The organism is Streptococcus sp. HMSC073A12, from assembly GCF_001812815.1.
Lineage (GTDB): Bacteria > Bacillota > Bacilli > Lactobacillales > Streptococcaceae > Streptococcus > Streptococcus vaginalis.
The window spans coordinates 165,586-189,933 of record NZ_KV810530.1; the positions used below are offsets into that span (position 1 = coordinate 165,586).

Genomic DNA, 24,348 nt, shown 5'->3' on the forward strand with positions numbered 1-24,348 from the left:
AATGTGAATTTTTTCAGATTTTTTTAAACGTCCAATGTACTGTATACGGCGTTCTCTTCGATAAATTCACGACGAGGTTCTACACGGTCCCCCATTAGCATATCAAAAATCTTGTCCGCTTCTGCTGCATCATCGACTGAGACACGCGCCATTAAGCGATGTTCTGGGTTCATCGTTGTTTCCCAAAGTTGGTGGTCGTCCATTTCTCCCAAGCCTTTGTAACGTTGAATACTTGGTTTAGAACGCCCTTCAGAATAACGCTCCAATGCCAACTGTAGCTCTTCTTCTTGATTGGCTCCGGGCTGGATGTATTCTTTCACTTCACTGCCGACTTTCACACCATAAATAGGCGGTTGAGCAATATAGACATACCCCGCTTCTAAAACAGGCTTCATATAACGATAAATCAATGTCAAAAGAAGGGTTCGGATATGCGCACCATCAACATCGGCATCGGTCATAATGACTAATTTTTGATAACGAGCCTTTCTCACATCAAAATCTGCTCCAAAACCTGTTCCCATTGCGGTAAAGAGACTACGAATTTCTTCATTGGCTAAAATTTTATCCATGCTGGCTTTTTCAACATTTAAAATCTTACCGCGAATTGGCAAAATAGCCTGAAACTCCCGATTTCGACCAGATTTCGCTGAACCACCTGCTGAATCTCCTTCCACGATAAACAATTCTGTTTCATGCGGATCATTAGAAGAGCAATCTGCCAATTTACCAGGTAGATTTGAAATTTCAAGACCTGATTTCTTGCGGGTCACTTCACGTGCACGTTTAGCTGCAATCCGAGCCTTGGACGCCAAAATTCCCTTTTCAACGATTTTCTTAGCAACCGCAGGATTTTCCAAAAGGAAATCTGAGAAAGCTTCGCTAAAGAGACGATTAGTAATTTTAACAACTTCACTATTTCCAAGCTTCGTCTTTGTTTGTCCTTCAAACTGTGGGTTAGGATGTTTTACAGAGATAACAGCTGTTAATCCTTCACGGACATCTTCACCAGTCAGGTTGTCTTCATTTTCTTTCAAAAGTTTATTTTTCTTGGCATAGTCATTGATGACACGTGTGAGCGCTGTACGAAAACCTTGTTCATGCGTCCCGCCTTCATGAGTATGGATGTTGTTAGCAAAACTCATGACAGTTTCGTGATAGCCTGTTGTATACTGCATAGCTACTTCAACAGTAATATCATCCATTTCTCCGTCTGTATAAATCGGATTTTCAAAGATAACATCTTTATTTTCATTGATATATTGGACGTAGCTGGCAATCCCACCTTCATAATGGTAATCTTTTGTTTGCTCCAAACCTTCCCGTTTATCGGTAATAGAAATTCGCAGACCACGATTCAAGAATGCTAGTTCTTGCACCCGTTTGTTTAATTTTTCAAAATCAAATTCAACCGTTTCTGTGAAGATTTCTGGGTCTGGTGTAAAATGAACAGTTGTTCCTGTGCGATCAGTCTCGCCGATAATCTCCAGATCCGCTACGACGTGCCCGCGACGGTATTCTTGAAAATGAATCTGACCGTTCTTGTAAACCCGAACATCAAGTTGAGTAGAAAGAGCATTAACCACAGAAGATCCAACACCATGCAATCCTCCAGATACCTTGTACCCGCCACCGCCGAATTTTCCTCCAGCATGAAGAATGGTAAAGACAGTTTCTACCGCAGGACGACCTGTTTTTTCTTGAATATCTACAGGGATTCCACGACCGTCATCAACAACGGTAATCGAATTGTCTTTCTCAATAAACACTTGAATATGTGTTGCAAAACCAGCTAATGCCTCATCAATTGAGTTATCTACAATTTCCCAAACAAGATGATGCAGTCCTTCTTTTGAAGTTGAGCCAATATACATCCCTGGACGCATTCGGACAGCTTCCAAACCTTCTAAAACCTGAATTTGACTGGCATCATAATCCTGTGCTTGCAGTTCTTTATTCTCTTCTGACATACGATTCCTTTTCTATATTTTTATAAATTTCTTGAGATTTTTCATATCATCAAAGAGATAAGTTGCAAAGCCAGCTGATTGACCCGCTTCTGTGTCAATTGAGCGATCTCCGATGACTAACCCATTCTCAATCTGATACTTATCTTTTAAATACAGCATTGACTCAGGATTTGGCTTTCTCTTAAAACCACGATTAGAAGTCACCACTTCTGTAAAGTAGCCTGAAATCCCTGTTTTATCAAGAATCTCTAAAACCTGATCATTCCGATGAGAAATCAGAAAATTACGCCCTCCTTGTACAACGATATTTCTGAGCAAGTCTGCAGCACCTTCAAATAATACTGGATGAGCTAACTCTCTTGCTTCATTCACTTTATAAGTTTGTAAAAATGCAGGAATGTTGGGCGCAAATTGAGCAATTGCATAAGGAGTTGAAATCTTTAGCGCCTTGTAAACATCATCATGGGCAGCTTGAATACCAAAGCTGGCTAATGTTTCTACAAAAGCAGCCGTTGAAGTCTCATAATTATCGAGGAGAGTTCCTCCTAAATCCCAAATATAATCTTGATAATCCATATTCTTTATTATAACATATTTTTGTAAAAAATGGCGGTAAAAAGGGATAGGATAGCTTATTTTAGATATGAATTCCCATAAAAAAACTTACTTGGTTAATTCCAAATAAGTTTCAGTATCCCAGAAAATCAATTACCATAGACCTCATTGTAAAGCATCTCAGTTGCAAGCTGCTCACTATCTCCACCTAACTGATGAACCAACTCATAAGCAAAAGTTAGAGCAGTTGCGGGACCTCGGCTGGTAATCACTTTCCCATCAACAACAACTGTTTGCTTGATATAAGTACCAGAATCAATATCTGACTCGATACCATCATAACAGGTAAATTGTTTGTTCTTTAAGACTCCTGCACGATTGAGTGCAATCGGTGCTGCGCAAATGGCTGCTATCCACTTACCTTCTTCTTGCATCTTCTGTAGAGCTGACATCAAACGATCATCATCTCGCAAATTTGTCGCACCAGGCATTCCTCCCGGCAGTATCACCACTTCATAATCATCTAACTTTCCAGCCCAAACTTTATCTGCTTGAACTGCGATACCGTGAGAACCTGTTACCGCTTTTTCAAAGCCAATCATGTCACATAGGATTCCTGCACGGCGAAGAACATCCACAACCGTCAATGCTTCAATTTCTTCAAAGCCATTGGCTAACATAACAGCTACTTTTGTCATACTTCTTCTCCTTTATTTTAATTGTTTTAATACTACTTTTTTACGCCTTGTAGGATAATGTGAGCGTTTCTCATCTGAGAGATTATTTTGATAACTTATCGAAAGCAAGAGTCCGACACCAATTAAATTACTAATAATCGAAGAACCACCTTGAGAAATGAATGGAAGTGGGATTCCTGTTAAAGGCAAAATTCCCGTCACTGCTCCGATATTTTCAAAAATATGAAAGAGTAACATCATGATAAAACCAGTAGAAATATAGGTGTAAAATTGATTATTTGATTTCAGCGTAATTTTTAACATACGATAAATCAATAGCAAGTACAAGGCAATCACAATCGTTGCACCGACAAAACCAAAATCTTCTGCAATGACAGTAAAAATCATATCACTTTCACGTACAGGCACCAATAGATTGGATACATTAAACCCTTGTCCCCAGAGACCACCACTACCAATTGCTATTTGACCTTGTGCCTGTTGATAAGTAGTGGTTTGAGCGTAGTCAAACGGATTCAGCCAAGCAAAAATACGGTTGATCTGATAGGTTGGCATCCCAATTTGGTGCAAAAAAGCTCGCCCATCTTTTGAAATGAAGATAAGTAAAAAGCCGCCACCTACAACCAGAACGGTCAAAGCAACTGGTACAATAATTTTCCAAGATACACCTGACAAAAGGACAATTCCTGAAAAGATGGCAATAAAAACTAAAGCTGTCCCTAAGTCACTCTGCAATGCCAACAAAATCAGAACGGGTAAAGTATAAAGGGCTAGTTCAAAAATCAGGAAGAAGTCCAATTGAACCTTTCGCTCTCTATCTTTATAACGCTGTAAAAAATTAACAACAGCTCGCGATAGCATAAGAATATAAGAAATTTTCATGAATTCAGATGGTTGAAACAAGGTCACATGTCCTATAGTCACCCAGTTTTTTGCTCCTGTCGAAGCGACTAGTTCTGAACTATAAAAAATAAGCGGGAGCACCATCAATGCCAATCCGAACACATATAAGTATGGCGTTATTTGCCAAAGAAATTTTGTATTAAATAGCATGATAACCAGACTGATGACCGTTCCCAGAGCAATCCAAGCAATCTGCTGCCCTACAATTGGCCAAACATTTTTTGGATAATCATGACTAACAGCGATATAAATAGCTACAACACCAATAAAAAGCAAACAAAATACCGGTAATATTAAACTATAATCCACTCGTGAATCAATCGAGCGTTTTTGATAAGGCATATCTCCTCCAACATACGTAATAAATGTCAGTCACTTTTAAAGCACTTTTACGAGAAAAAGTATTGAATAATTAAGCTAGATACAGCAACTGCAAACCAAGCAAATACTCCTGTCAACAACGGCGCTGCGCCTGCTTTTCTAAATTGCCCAAAGGATACTCTTGCACCAATTCCAGCAAGAGCCATTGCCATGAGCCACTGTGACAAGAACTTCGTTGCAGGAACGAGCGAACTTGGAAAAATCCCAACACTAGTAACAATAGACGCCACAACAAACCACAAAATAAACCAAGGGAAAATTTTCTTTAAATCGACTTTTTGATGACTGTTTTGTGAGCGTACATATCGGACTCCTGCAAAGATGAGACAAGCTGGTACAATCATTAAAGCACGACTGAGCTTCACAATCGTTGCTAAATCTCCTGCTGACTGACTGTAAGTGTAGCCCGCTGCTACAACAGATGACGTATCATTGATAGCTGTTCCTGCCCAAGTTCCAAAAGTTGCATTATTCATATGCATCAGATGCCCTAAAAATGGGAAAATAAAGACCGCTAAAATGTTAAAGAAAAAAATTGTTGAAATAGATAAAGCGATGTCTTCATCTTTTGCTTCTAAAATCGGCGAAGCTGCTGCGATGGCAGAACCACCACAAATAGCCGTTCCAAATCCAATTAAAGTGGTTAGAACTTTGCCCATTCCCAACAGACGTCCTACCACATAAGCTGAAATAAAAGCAATCAGTATAGTTAAAATGCTAATTTTTAAAGAGGAGATGCCTGTAGCAGAAACCCGACCAATAGACATACTAAACCCCAGTAAAATAATGGAATACTGTAGTAATTTCTTACCTGAATAAGCTAGACCAGCATGATAAATCTTCTTTATCTGAAAAAGATTATTGGCTAAAATTCCCAAAAGAATGGCAAAAACACTAGAGCCAATCAAGGGAAAGAAATTTCCCAAGACAGTTGCTACTGCTGCTAGTACAAAAGCAAAACCAACTCCTGGAAGATATTTTTGATACATATTGAACCTTCTTTCTTTTTGTTTCTATTATAACAAAATTTAAAACTAGCAGCGGAGGAAATTCGTACTTTTATCAAAAAAACTCAGTTTACATTTTAACTGAGTCTTCTACTCTGCTGACGTTAAGGAGATTTCTTCCTCAAAAATTGCTCGATTTCTTTTGGAATTTTTTTCATACTTGTGACGGATATTGGAGCAATTTTTTCCAAGGCTGTCTGAATTTGGCGTCCGTAACGTTTGGTTAACATGCGATTGTCTAAAATGACGACTGCTGACTGCTGCTCTTGATGTCGAATTGTACGTCCCAAAGCCTGTTTTAGGCGTAAAATCGCAACAGGTAAACTATAATCATAAAAAGGATTCTTGCCTTCTTGCCGCAATTTGCGATTGAGCTTCTGCGTAAAGAAATCACTCGGATTGTCAAATGGAATCCGTGTAATAACTTCAATCATTTGTTTCTGACTAGAAAAATCTGTCCCTTCCCAAAAGCTACCCGCTCCTAGTAAAATACTCGTTTCCCCTCTATCAAAACGACGTTTAATATTAGCCGCTTCACCATTCTTGTACTGGGCTAAGTGAGGCAGGCGCAAGCGTTCTGAAACAGCTAACAATAACGCTTTCGATGTAAATAAAACGAGAAGTGGAACTTCCTGAGTAGCTAATTTATGAACCCATTTGACAATCAATTCTGCATAAGTGTCCACATCCAAGTCTACAACATTTGGAAAATTCTTATCCAACCATATTTTCTGCTGATGTTTCTGCTTTTGTGGTAACTGATAAAATGGTGCATTTTCAAAACCAAGTAAATGCGCTAAATGCACTTTTTTACTGATTTCAAGCGTGGCTGAAACGAATAAGACTTGAACTTCTTCAGGCAGCAAAGCTCGAAAATCTAGCACTTCTAGGCAAGCGGCTTCCAACACCGTCACTCGATAATCATCGAACTGCTCTTCTTTTAACCAGAACTGGTCGTATTTTGTGACAAAAATAGTGCGTAAGTCAGAAAGAGATCTTTGATCTGACTCTGATAAATCTTGTCGGAGTTTGAAACAGGTTTCTTTCGTTAACTCATTTTTCTTGTAGTGTTGGAATTGCTCCACCGCATGAGCCAGCTCAAATTGAATATCTTCTAATAAACGACGTTTCAAAATGGTATCTGCTATTTCAAGTTCTGATTGAATTTGCTGCAAGCATTTTGTCATATTGAGAGATTTTCGAGAAAGATTTTCCAAAGCTAAAAACAATTTTTGAGCCTCGTCCACAATCAAAAGTCGATCTTCCGCTATAGATTTATCATCTTCTAGCCGCGTCAAAAAATAAGCATGATTGGTCACTAACACACGGCTGCATTTCGATTTTTCTTGACCTTTTTGCCAAAAATCCGCATCATAAAAGAGGGATTTTTTGCTCAATTTGCCATCATGAAGCACCTGTTGAAAATAGGTCTGATAGCGATGCCGTTGACTAATTTCATCCAAATCACCAGATTCCGTTTCTGTGAGCCAAACTAAAAGCAACATCTTGCAACGATTGACCAAACGATTGTCATCTACCTGCTGCAAACTGTCATAAAAGAAGTCAAGTTTTAAATAATTAGCAGGGCTTTTCAAGCTATGAACAGAAACATGAAAGATTTCTTCTAACTTTTGTCCTTCATTTGCCACAATCTGATCTTGCAACACTTTCGTAGGAACCGTTACCAAAATTTGCTTGCTCGTTTGAACCAAAGCAGGGAGCAAGTAACCATAGGTCTTGCCTAAACCTGTCTGAGCTTGTAAAAAACTTGGTTGCTGACTTTTTAAAGCCTGTTCCACATCATGTGCAAACTCATCTTGTTCTTTTCGCTCCTCTAAATCCAGCAAATTGATGTTATGAGTGAAATTTTTGGACAATTTTCGCGCTTTTTGAATTTTTTTACTTTTTCTAAGAAAAATTCCCTGACACTTCATCAAATCGTGGAAAGTTATGTCCGACATTTGGTTAAAAGCATCTTCTATTGCTAAGCGTGATTCGTAAATCAAACTATCCGAAAATTTCAACAAATATTCCACTAATTCTTTCGGAAGTTTTTGGATTTTTTCTTGTATTTTTAAAAATAATGTAGCCGTTGCCGAGGCATCCGCAAGCGCTGTATGCGCATGTTTCAAAGGAATGTCTAACTGTTCACATAATATTCCTAGATTGTATTTTTCAAACGTTGGGAAAAAGACTTGCGCAAGCTCTACTGTATCTACCCTCGGAGTCACTAATTCAAATCCTTCCCAAAAGAGGGCTTCTGCCAATAAATTAGCATCAAATTTCACATTATGAGCCACAAAAATGGCATCCTCAATCAACTCATAAATCTCACGAGCTACTTGAGAAAAGTCTGGCGCCCTTCTCAATCGCTTTTCTGTCAATCCTGTTAATTGGCAAATATGAGAATCCAGCTTCTCATGAGGATTCACATCGGTTTCATAAGTTTTAACAATCTGACCATTTTCAATCAGCACAATCCCGACTTGAATAATCTTTGCGTTGCTGCCGGCACTCGTTGCCTCTAAATCCACCACAGCATATTTTCTTTTTTCTTGTGTCATATTAGAAAAATTATACCATAAATCCAACTATTTCGTATCACGTTTTATGCCTTATTTTACCTTGATAAATAACTTAATATTTCTTTTATGTCATTTTTCATATTTTTTGCTAAACTATGAAGTGAAAGGAGTTCTCATGATAACAATTCATAAAACTTTAAACGCTCAAGCATATGAAAATACTTATTATTTAGAAAATGAGCATCACCTCATCGTAGTTGATCCGGGTAGTGACTGGGATAAAATTGCAGCAAAAATCCAAGAAATCAATAAGCCAATTACAGCTATTTTGCTGACCCATACTCATTACGATCATATTATGAGTGTTGATTTAGTTCGTCAACATTTTGGACATCCACCTGTCTATGTCGCTGAAAGTGAAGCAACTTGGCTTTACACTCCAGAGTATAATCTATCTGGACTAGCTCGCCACCAAGATATTGATAACATCATTCTCCAGCCTGCCGATGTCTTTTTTGACTATCATAGTCCTTACAGTCTAGATGATTTTTATTTTTACGTCGTACCAACACCAGGACATTCAATCGGTGGTGTTTCAATCATCTTTCCTAACGAGCACTTTGTTTTAACTGGCGATGCTTTATTCTGCGAATCAATTGGTCGAACGGACCTCTATACTGGAAATATAGAACAACTCATTTCTAGCATCAAAAACGAGTTGCTGGTCTTGCCTGATTATGATGTTTACCCTGGTCATGGTCCTCAAACCACCATTGTTCATGAAAAAATGTTTAATCCATTTTTGCATTAAAAAAGCCCTAAATGAACTGCATCTCGAAAGTTAGATTTTTCTGTCTAACTTTCGGGTCAGGGTTCAATAGGGTTTTTATTATCACTTCTTTTTTAAATTTTCAAGAATCGTCTCATTGAGAGAACCGAGCCAAATGCTCCGATGATAATTCCTACTACAAAAAGGAAAGAAATCATCAATGGAATAAAGGTTTTGGGTACAATCATTGAAAGATTTTGACTAGCAAGAGATGGATTAAATGACTTATAGGTCATTTCGTAAATAAAATAGACCAAGCCAGCTGGAACAACTGCCCCAAGCAAGCCAATCCAAGCTCCTTCTAACAAGAACGGACCTCGAATGTAACTGTTTTTTGCTCCCACCAGACGCATGATTTGAATTTCACGACTGCGTGAAATAATCGTAATCCGAATAGTATTTGAAATCAAGAAAACAGCAATAAAGACTAAGAGGAGCGCTCCTACAATTCCCCATGTACGGATAAAATTAGCTAACGCAAAAATACGTTTTGTATTGGCTCCACCGTATTCTACTTCAGAAACCCCTTCCACTTTCTTCGCATTGTTTGCGACAGACGTGACGTATTTGGGGTCGGTTGTATCGACAATATAAGCGTCATGTAGGGGATTGGCATCTCCTTCAAAGAGTTTCCAATCTTTACCCATGACTTCTGTTAGTTTCTTTAATTGTTCTTGCTTGCTAGAAAATGTTACTGATTTCACATTTGACATTTTGTTGAGGGCATCATATACCTTATGGTAGTCCTCATTTTTGACTGTTTGACCTTCTTTTGTAATAGTCTCTTCATTGTCCGCTGTATCTGGTCGCATATAGACCATAACCCGCACATTATTTTCAATATCTGTTGCTAGCTTCGCCGTGTTTAAAATGACTGACACAAAGATTGCGACTAACCCTAGTGTAATCATCACGGAGCTGACTGCAGCAACTGTCATCCAACCATTTCGCTTCAAACTTTTGAGCGATTCAAGCAGGTGACTTAAAAATCTACTATTCATCGTATCCGTACTCTCCTTTTGCTTCATCACGCACCACACGACCATTTTCGATGGCAATAACGCGGTGACGCAAAGTATTTACAATTTGGCTATTGTGGGTCGCCATTAGAACCGTCGTCCCTTGCAGGTTAATTCGCTCCAGTAGATTCATGATTTCCCACGAATTATCTGGGTCCAAATTTCCTGTCGGCTCATCGGCAATCAAAACTTTAGGATTGTTCACAATCGCACGAGCAATGGCAATTCGCTGCTGCTCCCCTCCTGAGAGTTCATTTGGAAATGAACGGACTTTGTGTTTTAAACCAACCAAATCCAACACTTCCATAACGCGCTTTTTGATATTCCGACGGCGTTCTCCAATAACTTCCATAGCGTAGGCGATATTTTCATACACCGTCTTTTTGGGTAGCAATTTATAATCTTGGAAAACGACGCCAACATTACGACGCAACATTGGAATATCACGTTTTTTAATTTTAGCAAGATTAAAGCCAGCAACTTGCAGACTTCCCTTATCAACTTTCACTTCACGATACAATAATCGAATAAAAGTTGATTTCCCTGCTCCAGAAGGACCTACAATATAGGTGAATTCTCCTGGCTCTACTTCAATGGACACACCACGCAGGGCTGTTGTCCCGTTGTCATATTTTTTGACAACATCTCTCATTTCAATAATTGACATTTATTGTTAAGAGTTCCTTTCGTAAGATAGTTGAGGGAGTGGAATAAACAACCATGATTGCATTGCAATTATGGTTGTTTATTCCACTCTCGTAAATTTAATGTTTAGTTTAACCGCCATTTCAAGTAGGCATCGATGAAGCCATCTAAATCGCCATCCATGACTTTATCAACTTGGGCTACTTCATAACCAGTTCGATGATCCTTCACCATGGTATAGGGCGTAAAGACATAAGAGCGGATTTGATTTCCCCAAGAAATTTCTTTTTTGTCTCCCTTTAAGGAATCCACTTCAGCTGCTTTTTTTTCTTGCTCCATTTGGTAGAGTTTCGATTGAAGCAATTTCATTGCCCGATCACGGTTTCCATATTGTGTGCGGTCAACAGTGGATTGTGTCACAATTCCCGTTGGTATGTGGGTTAAACGAACACCGGTTGAAACTTTGTTGACATTTTGCCCGCCAGCACCACCGGAACGGAAAGTGTCCATCTTGATGTCTTCGTCTCGCACCTCAATTTCAATCGTGTCATCCAACTCCGGCATGACTTCCACTGAAGTAAAAGAAGTGTGACGACGATTAGCTGAGTCAAATGGCGAAATGCGCACCAAGCGATGAACTCCCATTTCAGACTTCAACAAACCATAGGCATGAGGTCCCTCAAAAGACAAAGTAACAGACTTAATTCCTGCTTCATCTCCCGCTTGATAGTCCAATACTTCAACCTTGAAACCATGAGCATTGCCAAAGCGTGTATACATCCGCAGCAACATATCCCCCCAGTCTTGAGCTTCTGTTCCACCAGAGCCTGGATGAATTTCAAGGATAGCATTGTTATTATCATAAGGTTCCGACAAGAGGAGTGTCATTTCATAGCTGGTCATTTTTGTTTCCAACTCTGCTAATTTTTCTTCCAACTCTTCCTGTACAGAATCATCCTCCGCTAGAAAATCAAGCAAAATCTCTGATTCGTCAAATAAATCAGCCATTTGCTGGAAGTTATCATAGGTTTGCTTAAGTTCGTTTAATTCTTGAGATGTTTTTTGCGCCGCAATATTATCATCCCAAAAATCAGGTTCTGTCATCTTATTTTCTAAGATTGCAATTTCTTCTTCCAGACCTTCTAAGTCAAAGAGACCCCCTGAAAGAAGCTAATTTTTCGCGATTTGCGTCAATTTTTTGACGAATTTCTGAAATATCCATACTTACCTCTTTTCACATATCGTTTTATTATATCACAAGTCAGTATTTTTTTCTAATTTCTGACAGAGTCCAATAATAGTTATTGTATAAAATTTCTAATTCTGAATCAAGAAATTTCGTTCTTTGTTACATGATTATTAGATAGGTTGCCGTCTGGCTAAAAATATTAAGAGGATAGATATACCAAAATGATGCGTATGTAATGAGTTATGTTACAATCTCTTGTTCAAGAACTTCTAAAACGTCTGATTCTTGATTGCTTGGCGCTTGATACTTTGCTGTTTTCTTGACCTTTTCAGGAGCATTGCCATCGCATAGCTGTGACCCACATAAGCTAGCATTTCTAGGTCATTTCCACCGTCCCCAAAAGCCATCATCTCCTGTAGTGCAATACCAAAATGCTGACTAAGGAATTCAAGAGCAGAGCCTTTATGAACACCTCTTTGGATGATATCAATCGAACCATGTCCACTTGAAACTGCCTGAACGAGTTGACCAGTAACTTAATTTAGCTTTTCAAGGAGTTGATCTGTTTTTTTTCTGGCACCAATAAAGCTAACTTGACAAAATCATCTTCTGGTAAATCCTGAAAATTAGAGATTTCTTTCAATGCATGATAATAAATTGCAATTTCTTCTTTGTACTGTTTGGGCGCTGACTTGATCAAATAAGCAGAATGAAGCCTGCAAAGAGTTGTCGCATTTTCTAATCCTTCTAACACAAGCACGTCTAAAACCTTTTCAATCTCTGTTCTAGCGATTTTTTCTTCTCGTAATAACTTCTCGCCTTCAAAAATTAGTGCTCCATTTTCTGAAACAATAATTAACTCATCCTGATATTTTGGAAAAAATGAAGCCAGTTAGGCATACTGATTGCCTGAAATGACGACTACTTTTATATCTTTTTCTTGCAATGGTCGATAAATTTTCTCAAAGCGCTCCACATCATAGGTATTGTCTGAGCGCAGAAATGTACCGTCCATGTCAAATGCTACTAATTTTATCTTTCGTAGACCTCCACTTACTTCTATTTTACACCAAAAGACTTAAACTTTCCTATGATTTTTGACGAAAAATTTATTTCTTTCATTTTACCTCAAATATGCTACACTAGGAGCATGACAAATTTAGCATTTATGAGCGATCTTCATTTGGATTCAAACCAATTTACCGATAAAGACATCACCATTTTGATTGATTTACTAAAAAAGAAAAAAGTTGACCACATTCACTTTGCAGGGGATCTGTCTAATGATTTTGAACACATTAGTTTGCCTTTTTTACAAAAGCTCAAAAAATCCTTCTCCGTTTCTTACAATTTAGGCAATCATGACATGCTAGGAATGACAGAAGACGACATTTAACAGCACAATTTCAATGTACAATCATTTGGACAGACTCAGTTTATTAGCCTAGCAGGTTGGTATGACTATGGCTTCGTTCCCGAAAAAACACCTGAAGAACACAAACGGACCAAGCAATTTTTCTGGTTTGATAGACGATTGAACCGCAACACTGATGACCCTATACTCACTCAACAGACCCTAGAACAACTTGAGAGAATTTTGACTTCTCTGAATGATCCTATTATCCTAGCTATGCATTTTGTTCCTCACAAAGATTTTCTTTACAATCACCCTTATTTTCAGCGCTTTAATGCTTTTCTGGGTAGTCAATCCTTTCATAATCTCTTTGTCAAATATGGTGTGAAAGATGTTGTCTTTGGTCATCTTCACCACCGCCACTCCGCTCGAATGATTGACGGTGTCTGCTATCATACAAGACCTCTTGGTTACATCCGCGAATGGCAGTTGACTCAGCAATTTTTTGAAGATTATCCTCAATACAAAATCCCTCAAATGTACCGTCTCCACAAACGCTATAATGCAGTACAAGACTTATCTCTTTTCCAATCATATAAGAAAAAGCACCTCCGAAAAGAACTAGAAGATGCCCTTATCATTTTTGATATTTAGTACGAAAACAACTGAATAGCTTCTCTTAGCTCGTCTGATAGAGCTTTTTCTTTGTCTAACTGAAGATAAACTTCTAACAAGCACGAACGAGCATTAGAAAATTGTAAGAAGTCTGTTGAGTTTTCTAGTGGAAAGTCAAGTGAAGTTAACCAAGCTGCAACTCTGGTTTGTGAGAGTCTTTCATTTAAAACAGCCTGATAGATGACTCGTGCCAAACGCCAGTCCTCATCACTGATAAAGCGCCAATTCACTCTTTTAAACATCTTTTCTAATACTTGTAGAACTTCATTTACTCGTGTTATAGGAAAATCTGGGTGACAAATAATCTCAACTAAAAGATCTGCACCATGAGCAAAGGCATGCACCCAACCATATTCTTCAGAATAGTCAGTCCTATCATTTTCATACAGCAAATAAGACATTCCTTGTTCAAATAGAGCCATTCTTTGCTGACTAGAAAGTCTTTTAAAATAAAGTGAATTTTTCTTAGCATCTGCATTTAGCAAATTAGCGAATAATAAAGCCGTAAAAGATCGAGTCAGAGTCGCTTGACCAACCTCTTCTTTTTTATACAAGAGTCCTTGTCGTTTTAGAGCCTCAATCGCTACAAAATCAAACTGTTCCTTTGTAAATAGTTGCTCTTGTATGGCTCTAGCTAGAGTAACAAAAATTAACTCATCTCGTATTTTATAATCAGGATGACCGATATAATCTAACATCCAAAGAATTTCCTCCCTTTCATAATGCACTTGATTATCAAGTAACTTCTGCTGTAAACTATCTTTTATTCTTACCATTTTATTCCTCGGCTAAGATGAAAAACTCACCATCCTGTTTAGGAAACTGTCCATAAATACTATTATTAATATCATCAGGCGCTAAATACTTTTTTGACCATTGACATATCGTTTCAAAAATTGGTATCACAGACTCTGCTTTTTCTATTAACTGATAAGTAACACGCATAGGGATTTCATTATATTGTCGTCTTTCTACCATATTATTTTGCATCAATTCTTTCAAAGTTCTAGAGAGAACAGTATCTGTAATATCTAGCATTTCTGCTTATAGTTAGTTAGTTACTCACTAATTTGGTAACATATTGCATTTAAAATAGCACTATTTTATAATAAATTCAAATAAAAGGAAAGGGAACTTAATACTATGTCTCAAGTTAAAGCATATTTACAAATCACTCTAGATATTCCGAATGAAAGTCTTCCTGCCGTAGCGAAAGTTTATAATGACTATCGCAAGCCATTTCTAGATACTATCGAAGGGGCTGTGAGCAAGAACTTACTTATTCGCACAGAAGATGTGCAAGTTTTACATGGTTTTGACTCTGTTGAGCACGCTCAAAATTATCTACAAAGTGATATGTTCAAAAATGATGTTTTTGTTGGACTTCAACCACTTTGGAAACAAGATCCAGATGTTCGTATTTATGGCTTGTAATAAGGACTTAAAATTGTCGTATTCACGGCAATTTTTTATTATAGTTTGACAATTAAAAAAGCCACCCGAAGATGACTTTTCTGTCTTAAATGGCATTTTTATCCATGCCTAATTTACGTTGAACAAATTTAACAATTTCTACGATGATAATCATGGAGAAACTTCCAATGAGAACGGCTGCCCATTGTGAGAGGTCTAATTTTGTTACATGGAAAATTCCTTCTAGTGGCTCAACCAAAATGGTAGAAGCCAATAAAATGAATGAAACAAGAATAGACCAGTTGAAAGTTTTAGATTTGAATGGCCCAACTGTTAGAAGTGATTGATAAACAGATTTTACATTAAAGGCATGGAAAAGCTGGATTAGTCCAAGCGTTGCAAAGGACATGGTCAACGCATCCGCATGAATAGCTCTCATGTCACCAACATGAACTGGATTCATCAAAGCATAAGCATAAACACCGAGTACCAAAGCACCTTGCAAAAGCCCTTGATAAATAATCGAACTCATGACACCACCTGAGAAAAAGCTAGACTTACGACCACGCGGTTTATGCGTCATCACACCCGGCTCAGCTGGCTCAACCCCTAGTGCAATAGCTGGGAAAGTATCTGTCACAAGGTTAATCCAGAGAAGATGAACCGGCTGCAGCACATCCCAGCCAAAAAGAGTTGCAAGGAAAATCGTCAACACTTCTGCTGTATTGGCTGAAAGCAAATATTGAATGGTCTTTTGAATGTTAGAGAAGACTTTCCGTCCTTCCTCAACAGCCACGATAATCGTTGCAAAATTATCATCAGCCAGAATCATGTCAGAAGCACCTTTCGAAACTTCTGTCCCTGTAATCCCCATTCCGATACCGATGTCGGCTGTCTTCAAGGCTGGTGCATCATTTACACCGTCACCTGTCATAGCAACAACCTTGCCTTGATGTTGCCATGCTTTGACAATTCGCACCTTATGCTCAGGAGATACACGCGCATAGACAGAATATTGACCAACAACTTTTTCAAACTCTTCGTCTGACAATTCGTTAAGCTCAGCACCAGTCATGACATGGTCTTTACTATCATCATTGATAATTCCAAGACGTTTAGCAATAGCCTCCGCTGTGTCTTGGTGATCACCCGTAATCATAATCGGACGGATACCCGCTTCTTTAGCCACTCGAACAGCTTCAGCAGCTTCTGGTCGTTCAGGATCAATCATCCCAATCATACCTGTGAATATTAAATCATTTTCAAGATTTTCAGACGTTAAGTTTTCTGGAATTTCATCAATAATTTTGTAGGCACCAGCTAACACACGCAGAGCCTGATGAGCCATACCTGAGTTATTTTCCTTAATTAACTGAGTCGTTGCCTCATCAATCGGCGCAATATCGCCTGCCTTGTCACGAGCCACACAACGTTTTAAAAGTTGATCTGGCGCACCTTTTACAGCAACCAAGAATTTACCATCTGGCAAAGGATGAATGGTTGACATGAGCTTACGTTCAGAATCGAACGGCAACTCTGCGACACAAGGATATTTCTCTAAGAAAGCTTTAACATCATACCCTTTATCAAGTGCATACTGAACAAAGGCTGTTTCTGTTGGGTCACCAATGAGTTTTCCGTCTTGGTCAATTTTAGTATCATTAGCAAGGACAACCGAGCGTAGCAATGGCAAGTCGAGTCCAAGGTCAATATCTTGTTTTGCTTCATGCAAACTGCCGTCATAAAAGACTTTTTCAACTGTCATTTTGTTCATAGTTAATGTACCAGTCTTATCAGAAGCAATAATTTCAGTAGAGCCAAGCGTCTCAACTGCAGGAAGCTTTCTGACAATGGAATTTCTCTTCGCCAAAACTTGTGTGCCAAGTGCCAAGACAATGGTCACAATAGCAGGAAGTCCTTCTGGAATTGCTGCCACAGCAAGTGCGACTGATGTCATCAATTCGCCCAGCGGGTCTTTTCCTTGAACGAATACGCCGACCACAAAAGTGATTGCTGCAATGATTAAAATCGCATAGGTCAGCACTTTTGAAAGGCCATTTAGATTTTGCTTGAGTGGAGTATCTGTTTCATCAGCATTTTGGAGCATACCAGCAATATGACCGACTTCTGTAAACATACCTGTATTGGCAACGACACCCATTCCACGTCCATACGTAACGTTTGAATTTTGGAATGCCATATTGATACGGTCGCCAATACCTGCATCAGTAGCTACATCAACAGTCAGATGTTTTTCAACTGGAACGGATTCGCCAGTCAGAGCCGCTTCTTCAATTTTTAAAGAATTTGCTTCTAAAAGACGCATGTCAGCAGGTACCACATCACCTGCTTCCAGCATAACGATGTCTCCAGGGACCAATTCTTTTGAGTCTACTTCTGTCACATGCCCGTCACGCAGCGCACGCGCAGCTGGGCTAGACATAGATTTGAGTGCTTCAATTGCTTCTTCTGCCTTACCTTCTTGGTAAACTCCAAAAATGGCATTAATAATGACCACAGCTAGGATAATAATCGCATCTGCAATATCTTCACCACCTGAAGTCACAACCGAAAGAATAGCCGCAATCAGCAAAATAAGAATCATCAAATCCTTAAATTGCTCAACGAATTTCATCAGAAGGGATTTTTTCTCTCCCTCATCCAGTTCATTGCGTCCGTATTCATCTAAACGCTTAGCGGCTTCATTGCTTGATAAACCTTGCTCAGAAGTTTCTAAATTTTTTAAAACTTCCTCCGAACCTTGCGTATAAAACGCTTGGCGTTTTTGTTCTTTTGACAAAATATTTCCTCCTTTGATCCCTTTTTGACAAACAAAAAGAGACCTGTTTATTGCAACAAGTCTCGCTGTTTCATACAAGGCCGGAAATTGCTTTCGTATTGACGACCTTGTAACGGATATCCCGCTAGCTACTCCCTTGAGTGTTTTTATTATATCAAATTCTTCAATTTTTTCAAGCAAAAAAAGTTCAATTTCTATCTATTTTACCCAACAAAGAATAAGACGCAATAAATAAAATAATCGCTATGACAAGTGTCCCTGTTAGGTCAAAGAACATATTAAGCTTTGTCTTGTTATAAAAAACCAAATAAATCTGCTGAGAATAAAAATAGCCGCTATTACTAAACTAAAAAGGATTCTTCCCATCACTTTCTACCTCCACGAAATTTCCATTTGATAATCCGCAAAAGCTCGACCGCCATCAGGTGTTCTCAATTGATAATGCAGTTCAAGTGTCTGCTTTTTCAAATCAACCTGGTAATGACTTGTTTTTGTGATAAATTGCTGTATGCCGACCGGTGTGGGAATTCCAATCAAGGCTTCTCCTCCTTTGATAAACCGCATCAAAGATTTATGAGTAGAGAAGCGTGTCATGACTAGTTCTTCATCATGAAACTTCAGCACAACCTTCTCTCCTTCTTCATTTTTAAACAATAAATAATGATAAGCGCCCTTTTGAGTCCAATCTACAGCGTAACTTTGGTCAATTTGCTCTACTTGCTCATCCATTTGAATTCGATTTTGGATTCTAATTTTCACTCTTTAAATTTCCTCGTCTTCCTATTTCTTTTTTCATTTTAACAGAAAATCAAAAATATTTCTCCCATTTTTTCTTATACTTTTATTTTACCATAGCTCTGAATGGGAGAATTTTTGAATTAAAACAGCAAGTTTGAATCGCTATTTTCAGAGGTTATAGATTACTTTGTTATTTGGACTGCTAGACGAGATGTGGTATAATAGAGCCATGATTGAAAAAGTATTTCGTGATCCCGTCCACAATTACATTCATGTGGATCACCAAGTCATCTATGATTTAATAAACACCAAAGAATTTCAACGACTGCGCCGCATTAAACAGTTAGGAACTTCCGGCTATACTTTTCACGGAGGCGAGCACAGCCGTTTTTCGCATTGCCTCGGAGCATATGAAATTTCAAGACGAATTACAAAAATCTTTGACGAAAAATATCCAGAGGTTTGGGATTGTCATGAAAGCTTACTTGTCATGGCAACAGCCCTCTTGCACGATGTCGGTCACGGCGCTTATTCACATACTTTCGAGCGTCTCTTTGATACCGACCACGAGGAAATTACACGCCAGATTATCACAAACCCTGAAACAGAGATTAACAAAGTTCTGGTTCAAGTTTCGCCTGATTTTCCGGAAAAAGTAGCCAGCGTTATCAACCACACCTATCCAAACAAACAGGTGGTGCAACTTATTTCCAGTCAGATTGATGTCGATCGCATGGATTATCTCTTGCGAGACTCCTACTATACAGGCGCTTCTTATGGACAATTTGATTTAACACGGATTTTGCGCGTTATTTGTCCTGTTGAAAATGGCATTGCTTTCAAACGCCACGGCATGCATGCCGTGGAAGACTATGTCGTCAGTCGGTACCAGATGTATATGCAGGTTTATTTTCATCCTGCTAGTCGGGCAATGGAAGTGCTCTTGCAAAACTTGCTCAAGCGAGCTAAATTTCTCTACGAAAAGCAGAAAGACTATTTTGCACTCTCTTCTCCCAACCTCATTCCTTTCTTTGAAAAGCGAGTGACCTTGAAAGATTATCTAGCACTGGATGACGGCGTGATGAATACTTATTTTCAGGTCTGGATGACGAGTCCTGATACGATTTTATCTGACTTAGCACAGCGTTTCATCAACCGCAAAGTCTTTAAATCTATTATTTTTTCAAAAGAAAATGAGAAATATCTGAATGTCATGCGGAGCTTAGTTGCGGAAGTTGGTTTTGACCCTGATTATTACACTGCCATTCATCGTAATTTTGACTTACCTTATGATTTTTACCGTCCAGATGTCGAAAAACCACGCACTCAGATTGAAATTATCCAAAAGGATGGCAGTCTCGCGGAGTTGTCCACTTTATCCCCTATCGTCGAAACATTAGCAGGCACAAGGCACGGCGACAACCGTTTCTATTTCCCAAAAGAAATGCTGAAAGAAGCTGGACTTTTTAGTGAAAATAGTAAAACTTTCTTGTCGTATATCAAAAACGACCAATTTATATATGGAGAAGCATACGAACATGAGTATTAAACTAGTTGCCGTTGATATTGACGGAACCTTATTAAACACCAAAAGAGAAGTCACACCAGAAGTTTTTTCTGCTGTACAAGATGCCAAAGCTGCTGGAGTAAAGATTGTCATTGCAACTGGACGCCCCATTCCAGGAGTGAGAAATTTGCTTGAAGAGTTACACCTAAACGAGCCAGGTAATTATGTCATTACCTTCAATGGCGGGCTGGTTCAAGATACAGTTACAGGGGAAGAATATATCAAAGAAACTCTAACCTACGATGATTATTTGGATATTGAATGTCTCAGTCGCAAATTAGGGGTTCACATGCACGCTATCACCAAGGACGGTATTTATACTGCTAACCGTAACATTGGAAAATATACCGTTTACGAAGCCGGACTGGTCAATATGCCAGTCTACTACCGCACTCCAGAAGAGATGGTAGACAAAGAAATCGTCAAAATCATGTATATTGACGAACCAGAAATTTTAGATCAAGCAATCGCCAAACTCCCTAAAGAATTGTATGACAAATACACACTCGTGAAATCAGCACCTTTTTACTTAGAAATTGTCAAAAAATCCGTCAATAAAGGGGCTGCAGTCGTGCATCTAGCGGAAAAATTAGGATTGACAAAAGAGGAAACCATGGCAATTGGTGATGAAGAAAATGACCGTGCGATGCTAGAAGTTGTGGGAAATCCTGTTGTAATGGAAAATGGGACTGACGAGTTGAAGAAAATTGCCAAATATATCACCAAATCAAACGATGAATCCGGCGTTGCATACGCTATTAGAGAGTGGGTTTTAAACTAATGTACACTTATAAAATAGGAATATCTGCTCAAGAACACGATGATTTTGTTAAGAAAAGTTCTCAAACCAACTTGCTTCAAAGTGCTTCTTGGGCAAAGGTCAAAGATAATTGGAACAATGAACGAATTGGCTTTTACAAAAATAACCAATTAGTGGCTTCTGCTAGTATTCTCATTAAGCCTTTGCCGCTCGGTATGACTATGCTTTATATTCCTCGCGGTCTTATTATGGATTATCAGAATCAAGAATTACTGCAATTTGTCCTGACTTCCTTGAAACAATTTGCTAAAACTAAAAAAGCCCTTTTTATCAAGTTTGATCCGAGTCTTTTCCTCGTGCAGGCTCAAATCGGAGAAAACAGAAAAGAACAGCAAGAAACACTTGACGTGATTCAAAATCTCCAGAAAGCGGGAGCTATTTGGGTGGGGCGAACAGAATCACTTGATGAAACGATTCAGCCACGTTTTCAAGCAAATATTTATAAGGATAATTTCAGCGAAGAACTTTTATCAAAAAGTACACGCCAAGCCATTCGCACTGCACGAAACAAAGGCATTCAAGTCCAGTTTGGTGGCAAAGAACTTTTGGATGATTTCTCTGCTTTGATGAAAAAAACCGAGAATCGAAAGAGTATTCACTTGCGGGGGAAGGACTATTATCAAAAACTCCTTGATACTTACCCAGAGCATTCCTATATCACACTTGCAAGCATTGACCTAAATGAGCGTCTAGAAAGTCTTCAAGCTCAAAAAGCCAAAGCTGAAAAAGAAGCCAGCAAATTCACTGAAAAAACTAAACCTGGTAAAATTGAAAACAATAAGCAAGAACAAAAACGACTGCAAGAAGAAATGGATTTCTTGTCAGAAAAAATAGCACAGGGAGCAACTATTGTTCCTCTCTCTGGAACTTTGGTTCTCGAATATGGTGCCACTTCTGAAAATATCTATGCTGGAATGGATGAAGAATACCGCCGCTACCAGCCAGCTCTCCTCACTTGGTATGAAACAGCAAAGCACGCCTTTGACCGTGGGGCGAACTGGCAAAACATGGGTGGTGTTGAAAATGATTTAGACGGCGGACTTTATCACTTTAAGTCCAAGTTCAATCCAACCATTGAAGAGTTTGTCGGTGAGTTTAACTTGCCAACCAATCCACTCTATCATCTCTCTAACCTTGCCTATACTTTGAGAAAGAAATTCCGCAGCAAACACTAAGAAAGGAATCGTATGACATTCAAACGACTTAGTCAGGAAGAATTTGTAAACCATAGCGCGTCTTGCACTCAACGTTCTTTTATGCAAACAGTAGAAATGGAAATGCTCTTAGCGAAACGCGGTTTTACTTGCCAATATGTCGGTCACACAGATGAACACGGTGAATTAACCGTTTCAGCCGTGCTCTACAGTATGCCCATGACAGGCGGACTGCACATGGAAATCAATTGCGGTCCTGTTTCAACAAATCCTCACGACCTACAAGCTTTTTACCGTGAACTCAAGACCTACGCCAAAGAAAATGGTGCTTTAGAGCTAATTATCAAACCTTATGAAACTTATCAAACATTTGACAGCAATGGTCAACCTACTTCGCCCGAAAAAACAGAATTGATAAAAGAGTTGACAGACTTAGGTTATGAATTTGATGGATTGCAGACAGGTTATCCAGGCGGCGAACCTGATTGGCACTATGTCAAAGACCTGACTGAACTAACTGAAAAAGATCTGCTCAAATCCTTCAGCAAAAATGGTAAATCGACTGTAAAAAAAGCCAATACTTTCGGCATTCAATTAAAAAAATTGAAGCGAGATGAATTAAATATTTTCAAGGAAATCACTTCTGCCACTTCCGAACGGCGTGAATATAGTGACAAACCTTTGGATTATTACCAAGATTTCTACGATGCTTTTGGCAATCAAGCGGACTTTATGATTGCAACGCTTAATTTTCAAGATTATCTGCAACATCTGCAACATGATCAAGAAAAACTAAAACAAAAAATTCAAAAATTAAAAGCGGATTTAGAAAAAAATCCTCAGTCAGAGAAAAAACACAATCAACTGCGTGAATTCTCCAGCCAATTTGAAAGCTTTGAAACACGTAAAGCCGGAGCACAAGAATTGATAGATAAATATGGAATGGAAGACCAAGTGCTTGCTGGCAGCCTCTTCCTCTATACACCACAAGAAGCGACCTACCTCTTTAGTGGTTCCTATCCTGAATTTAACAAATTTTATGCCCCAGCGCTTCTCCAAGAATATGTCATGAAAGAAGCTATCAAGCGACATATTCCCTTTTACAATTTTCTTGGTATTACAGGAATTTTCGATGGCTCAGACGGCGTGCTCCGTTTCAAGCAAAATTTCAATGGCTACATTGTTCGCAAAATGGGCACCTTCCGCTATTATCCACAACCACTTAAATTTAAAATTCTCAGTTTGATTAAAAAACTGCTACGGCGCGCTTAAAACTCTCAAACAGCTTTTTGAGAGTTTTTAAATATTCGTATTTTAGATAGGACTTATCAAATATGCTGAAACGATTTATTTCAAAAAAACTACTAGCGATTTACTTTCTGTTTATCGTGCTGACATGGATTGAGTCAGTTTTAAACCCAACGCTCGTTCGGATGATTATTGATAGTTTTCAAACGAAAAATTTAAAAATTCTCTGGCAAATCTTGATGTTGGGAATTCTTGGAAATATGCTGATTGTCTTAGGTTTAGTAGGCAAACGCTATTTTTATGCAAAAGTCATTGCAGATTTCAATGCAAATATAAAAGGAAAGATGTTTGCTACTTTTTTGTACTTGAATTTACAATCTAAGTGCAAAAAATGAAGATATTCTTTCTGACTTGGAAAATGATGTAAAGCAAATTGATATCTTTTACCATTCCTCGTTGAATTTCCCTAGCAATAAAATTATTGTGGACAACATCGTTTGAAAATTTTAAAATTCGCCCCGTTGTAAAATGAAGTGTAATAAAAAGGCTAGCATAAATATCCTGACCTTTTTTAACTTCCACTATTATCCATCTAAAAACTTCCACCACTGCCCCCGTGACTTCTGTCTGATGAAGATGTATGTGTGCTACTACCCCCAGAATCACTGGAGCTGCTAGGCTCCAGTTTTGCTTTCTTATCTACATTTGAGTAGAGGAAGAATTCTTGAGCATTGGTAATCTGGAGACTATTTTTCTTGATGTAATCAGTGGCTCCGGTTTGATGATAGACAGATTTGAGCTGACCTTTCATTCCTGTTACGATGAGAAAGGCGATACCAAAGCCAATAGCCAATGCTC

At 38.6% G+C, this 24,348-nt stretch carries 22 protein-coding genes and 2 pseudogenes; 8 read left to right on the forward strand and 16 right to left on the reverse strand.

Going from position 1 to position 24,348, the window contains the following annotated elements; genetic code table 11:
- Positions 1-23 precede the first annotated feature (23 nt).
- The 6 genes from gyrB to HMPREF2876_RS03650 form a co-directional block, all read right to left on the reverse strand.
- The gene (gene gyrB / locus HMPREF2876_RS03625) at positions 24-1,970 is read right to left on the reverse strand and encodes a DNA topoisomerase (ATP-hydrolyzing) subunit B (protein ID WP_024051921.1); all 1,947 of its coding nucleotides are present in this window, start codon (positions 1,968-1,970) and stop codon (positions 24-26) included.
- A 12-nt stretch (positions 1,971-1,982) separates the two neighbouring features.
- Complete coding sequence (locus HMPREF2876_RS03630; RefSeq protein ID WP_024051922.1) at positions 1,983-2,546, reverse strand: HAD-IA family hydrolase; 564 nt, start codon at positions 2,544-2,546, stop codon at positions 1,983-1,985.
- Positions 2,547-2,674: 128 nt separating this feature from the next.
- Positions 2,675-3,223 (reverse strand): DJ-1 family glyoxalase III, encoded by a 549-nt coding sequence (locus HMPREF2876_RS03635; RefSeq protein ID WP_024051923.1) that lies wholly within the window; start codon positions 3,221-3,223, stop codon positions 2,675-2,677.
- A 12-nt stretch (positions 3,224-3,235) separates the two neighbouring features.
- On the reverse strand, positions 3,236-4,468 hold the full coding sequence (locus tag HMPREF2876_RS03640) for an FtsW/RodA/SpoVE family cell cycle protein (protein ID WP_070584216.1): 1,233 nt from the start codon (positions 4,466-4,468) through the stop codon (positions 3,236-3,238).
- Positions 4,469-4,515: 47 nt separating this feature from the next.
- Entirely contained in the window at positions 4,516-5,496 is a 981-nt protein-coding gene (locus HMPREF2876_RS03645; protein WP_070584218.1) for a YeiH family protein, read from the reverse strand.
- A gap of 122 nt (positions 5,497-5,618) precedes the next feature.
- Complete coding sequence (locus tag HMPREF2876_RS03650; protein ID WP_024051925.1) at positions 5,619-8,078, reverse strand: bifunctional DnaQ family exonuclease/ATP-dependent helicase; 2,460 nt, start codon at positions 8,076-8,078, stop codon at positions 5,619-5,621.
- A 136-nt stretch (positions 8,079-8,214) separates the two neighbouring features.
- On the opposite strand from HMPREF2876_RS03650, the gene HMPREF2876_RS03655 reads away from it, so the two are divergent.
- On the forward strand, positions 8,215-8,850 hold the full coding sequence (locus HMPREF2876_RS03655; RefSeq protein WP_024051926.1) for an MBL fold metallo-hydrolase: 636 nt from the start codon (positions 8,215-8,217) through the stop codon (positions 8,848-8,850).
- Between the two features lie 92 nt (positions 8,851-8,942).
- On the opposite strand, the gene ftsX is transcribed toward HMPREF2876_RS03655, so the two are convergent.
- The 5 genes and pseudogenes from ftsX to HMPREF2876_RS10855 form a co-directional block, all read right to left on the reverse strand.
- Complete coding sequence (ftsX, locus tag HMPREF2876_RS03660; RefSeq protein ID WP_024051927.1) at positions 8,943-9,869, reverse strand: permease-like cell division protein FtsX; 927 nt, start codon at positions 9,867-9,869, stop codon at positions 8,943-8,945.
- Positions 9,862-10,554 carry a cell division ATP-binding protein FtsE gene (gene ftsE / locus HMPREF2876_RS03665; RefSeq protein WP_003025346.1) on the reverse strand — a complete coding sequence of 231 codons (693 nt, stop codon included), beginning with the start codon at positions 10,552-10,554 and terminating at the stop codon, positions 9,862-9,864. The genes ftsX and ftsE overlap by 8 nt, the downstream gene beginning before the upstream one ends.
- 104 nt (positions 10,555-10,658) lie before the next feature.
- Positions 10,659-11,754, reverse strand: a protein-coding gene (gene prfB / locus HMPREF2876_RS03670) for a peptide chain release factor 2 (RefSeq protein WP_117625132.1) whose coding sequence is annotated in 2 segments (ribosomal slippage) — positions 10,659-11,681 and positions 11,683-11,754 — 1,095 coding nt in all. Because the reading frame shifts where the segments join, the coding sequence is not laid out codon by codon here.
- 236 nt (positions 11,755-11,990) lie between these two features.
- The gene (locus tag HMPREF2876_RS10850) at positions 11,991-12,212 is read right to left on the reverse strand and encodes an HAD family hydrolase (RefSeq protein WP_308216927.1); all 222 of its coding nucleotides are present in this window, start codon (positions 12,210-12,212) and stop codon (positions 11,991-11,993) included.
- 50 nt (positions 12,213-12,262) lie between these two features.
- Positions 12,263-12,736: pseudogene (locus HMPREF2876_RS10855) on the reverse strand (HAD hydrolase family protein).
- A gap of 135 nt (positions 12,737-12,871) precedes the next feature.
- Here HMPREF2876_RS10855 and HMPREF2876_RS03680 point away from each other — a divergent pair.
- Positions 12,872-13,729, forward strand: a pseudogene (locus HMPREF2876_RS03680) (metallophosphoesterase).
- Here the strand turns inward: HMPREF2876_RS03680 and HMPREF2876_RS03685 are convergent.
- Together HMPREF2876_RS03685 and HMPREF2876_RS03690 are read right to left on the reverse strand one after the other, a co-directional pair.
- On the reverse strand, positions 13,726-14,526 hold the full coding sequence (locus tag HMPREF2876_RS03685) for a DUF2785 domain-containing protein (RefSeq protein ID WP_024051933.1): 801 nt from the start codon (positions 14,524-14,526) through the stop codon (positions 13,726-13,728). The pseudogene HMPREF2876_RS03680 and the gene HMPREF2876_RS03685 overlap by 4 nt on opposite strands.
- Before the next feature lies 1 nt (position 14,527).
- The gene (locus HMPREF2876_RS03690; protein ID WP_024051934.1) at positions 14,528-14,788 is read right to left on the reverse strand and encodes a winged helix-turn-helix transcriptional regulator; all 261 of its coding nucleotides are present in this window, start codon (positions 14,786-14,788) and stop codon (positions 14,528-14,530) included.
- A 105-nt stretch (positions 14,789-14,893) separates the two neighbouring features.
- Between HMPREF2876_RS03690 and HMPREF2876_RS03695 the strand changes: the two genes are divergently transcribed.
- Entirely contained in the window at positions 14,894-15,184 is a 291-nt protein-coding gene (locus tag HMPREF2876_RS03695) for a hypothetical protein (protein ID WP_024051935.1), read from the forward strand.
- 85 nt (positions 15,185-15,269) lie between these two features.
- Here the strand turns inward: HMPREF2876_RS03695 and HMPREF2876_RS03700 are convergent, their stop codons facing one another.
- Positions 15,270-17,963 carry a cation-translocating P-type ATPase gene (locus HMPREF2876_RS03700; RefSeq protein ID WP_070241596.1) on the reverse strand — a complete coding sequence of 898 codons (2,694 nt, stop codon included), beginning with the start codon at positions 17,961-17,963 and terminating at the stop codon, positions 15,270-15,272.
- Positions 17,964-18,335: 372 nt separating this feature from the next.
- On the reverse strand, positions 18,336-18,722 hold the full coding sequence (locus tag HMPREF2876_RS03705; protein WP_024051937.1) for a YwiB family protein: 387 nt from the start codon (positions 18,720-18,722) through the stop codon (positions 18,336-18,338).
- 208 nt (positions 18,723-18,930) lie between these two features.
- Between HMPREF2876_RS03705 and HMPREF2876_RS03710 the strand changes: the two genes are divergently transcribed.
- The 5 genes from HMPREF2876_RS03710 to HMPREF2876_RS03730 all read left to right on the forward strand — a co-directional run bounded on the left by HMPREF2876_RS03710 (position 18,931) and on the right by HMPREF2876_RS03730 (position 23,885).
- Positions 18,931-20,250 (forward strand): HD domain-containing protein, encoded by a 1,320-nt coding sequence (locus tag HMPREF2876_RS03710; RefSeq protein WP_042753997.1) that lies wholly within the window; start codon positions 18,931-18,933, stop codon positions 20,248-20,250.
- Complete coding sequence (gene yidA, locus HMPREF2876_RS03715) at positions 20,240-21,049, forward strand: sugar-phosphatase (protein ID WP_024051939.1); 810 nt, start codon at positions 20,240-20,242, stop codon at positions 21,047-21,049. The genes HMPREF2876_RS03710 and yidA overlap by 11 nt, the downstream gene beginning before the upstream one ends.
- The gene (locus HMPREF2876_RS03720; RefSeq protein ID WP_024051940.1) at positions 21,049-22,263 is read left to right on the forward strand and encodes an aminoacyltransferase; all 1,215 of its coding nucleotides are present in this window, start codon (positions 21,049-21,051) and stop codon (positions 22,261-22,263) included. Before yidA ends, HMPREF2876_RS03720 begins: the two co-directional genes overlap by 1 nt.
- Positions 22,264-22,275: 12 nt before the next feature.
- Positions 22,276-23,514 (forward strand): aminoacyltransferase, encoded by a 1,239-nt coding sequence (locus tag HMPREF2876_RS03725; RefSeq protein ID WP_024051941.1) that lies wholly within the window; start codon positions 22,276-22,278, stop codon positions 23,512-23,514.
- Positions 23,515-23,576: 62 nt separating this feature from the next.
- Positions 23,577-23,885 (forward strand): ABC transporter ATP-binding protein/permease, encoded by a 309-nt coding sequence (locus tag HMPREF2876_RS03730; protein WP_224784198.1) that lies wholly within the window; start codon positions 23,577-23,579, stop codon positions 23,883-23,885.
- 197 nt (positions 23,886-24,082) lie between these two features.
- On the opposite strand, the gene HMPREF2876_RS10860 is transcribed toward HMPREF2876_RS03730, so the two are convergent.
- Positions 24,083-24,343 (reverse strand): hypothetical protein, encoded by a 261-nt coding sequence (locus HMPREF2876_RS10860; protein ID WP_224783671.1) that lies wholly within the window; start codon positions 24,341-24,343, stop codon positions 24,083-24,085.
- Positions 24,344-24,348 lie beyond the last annotated feature (5 nt).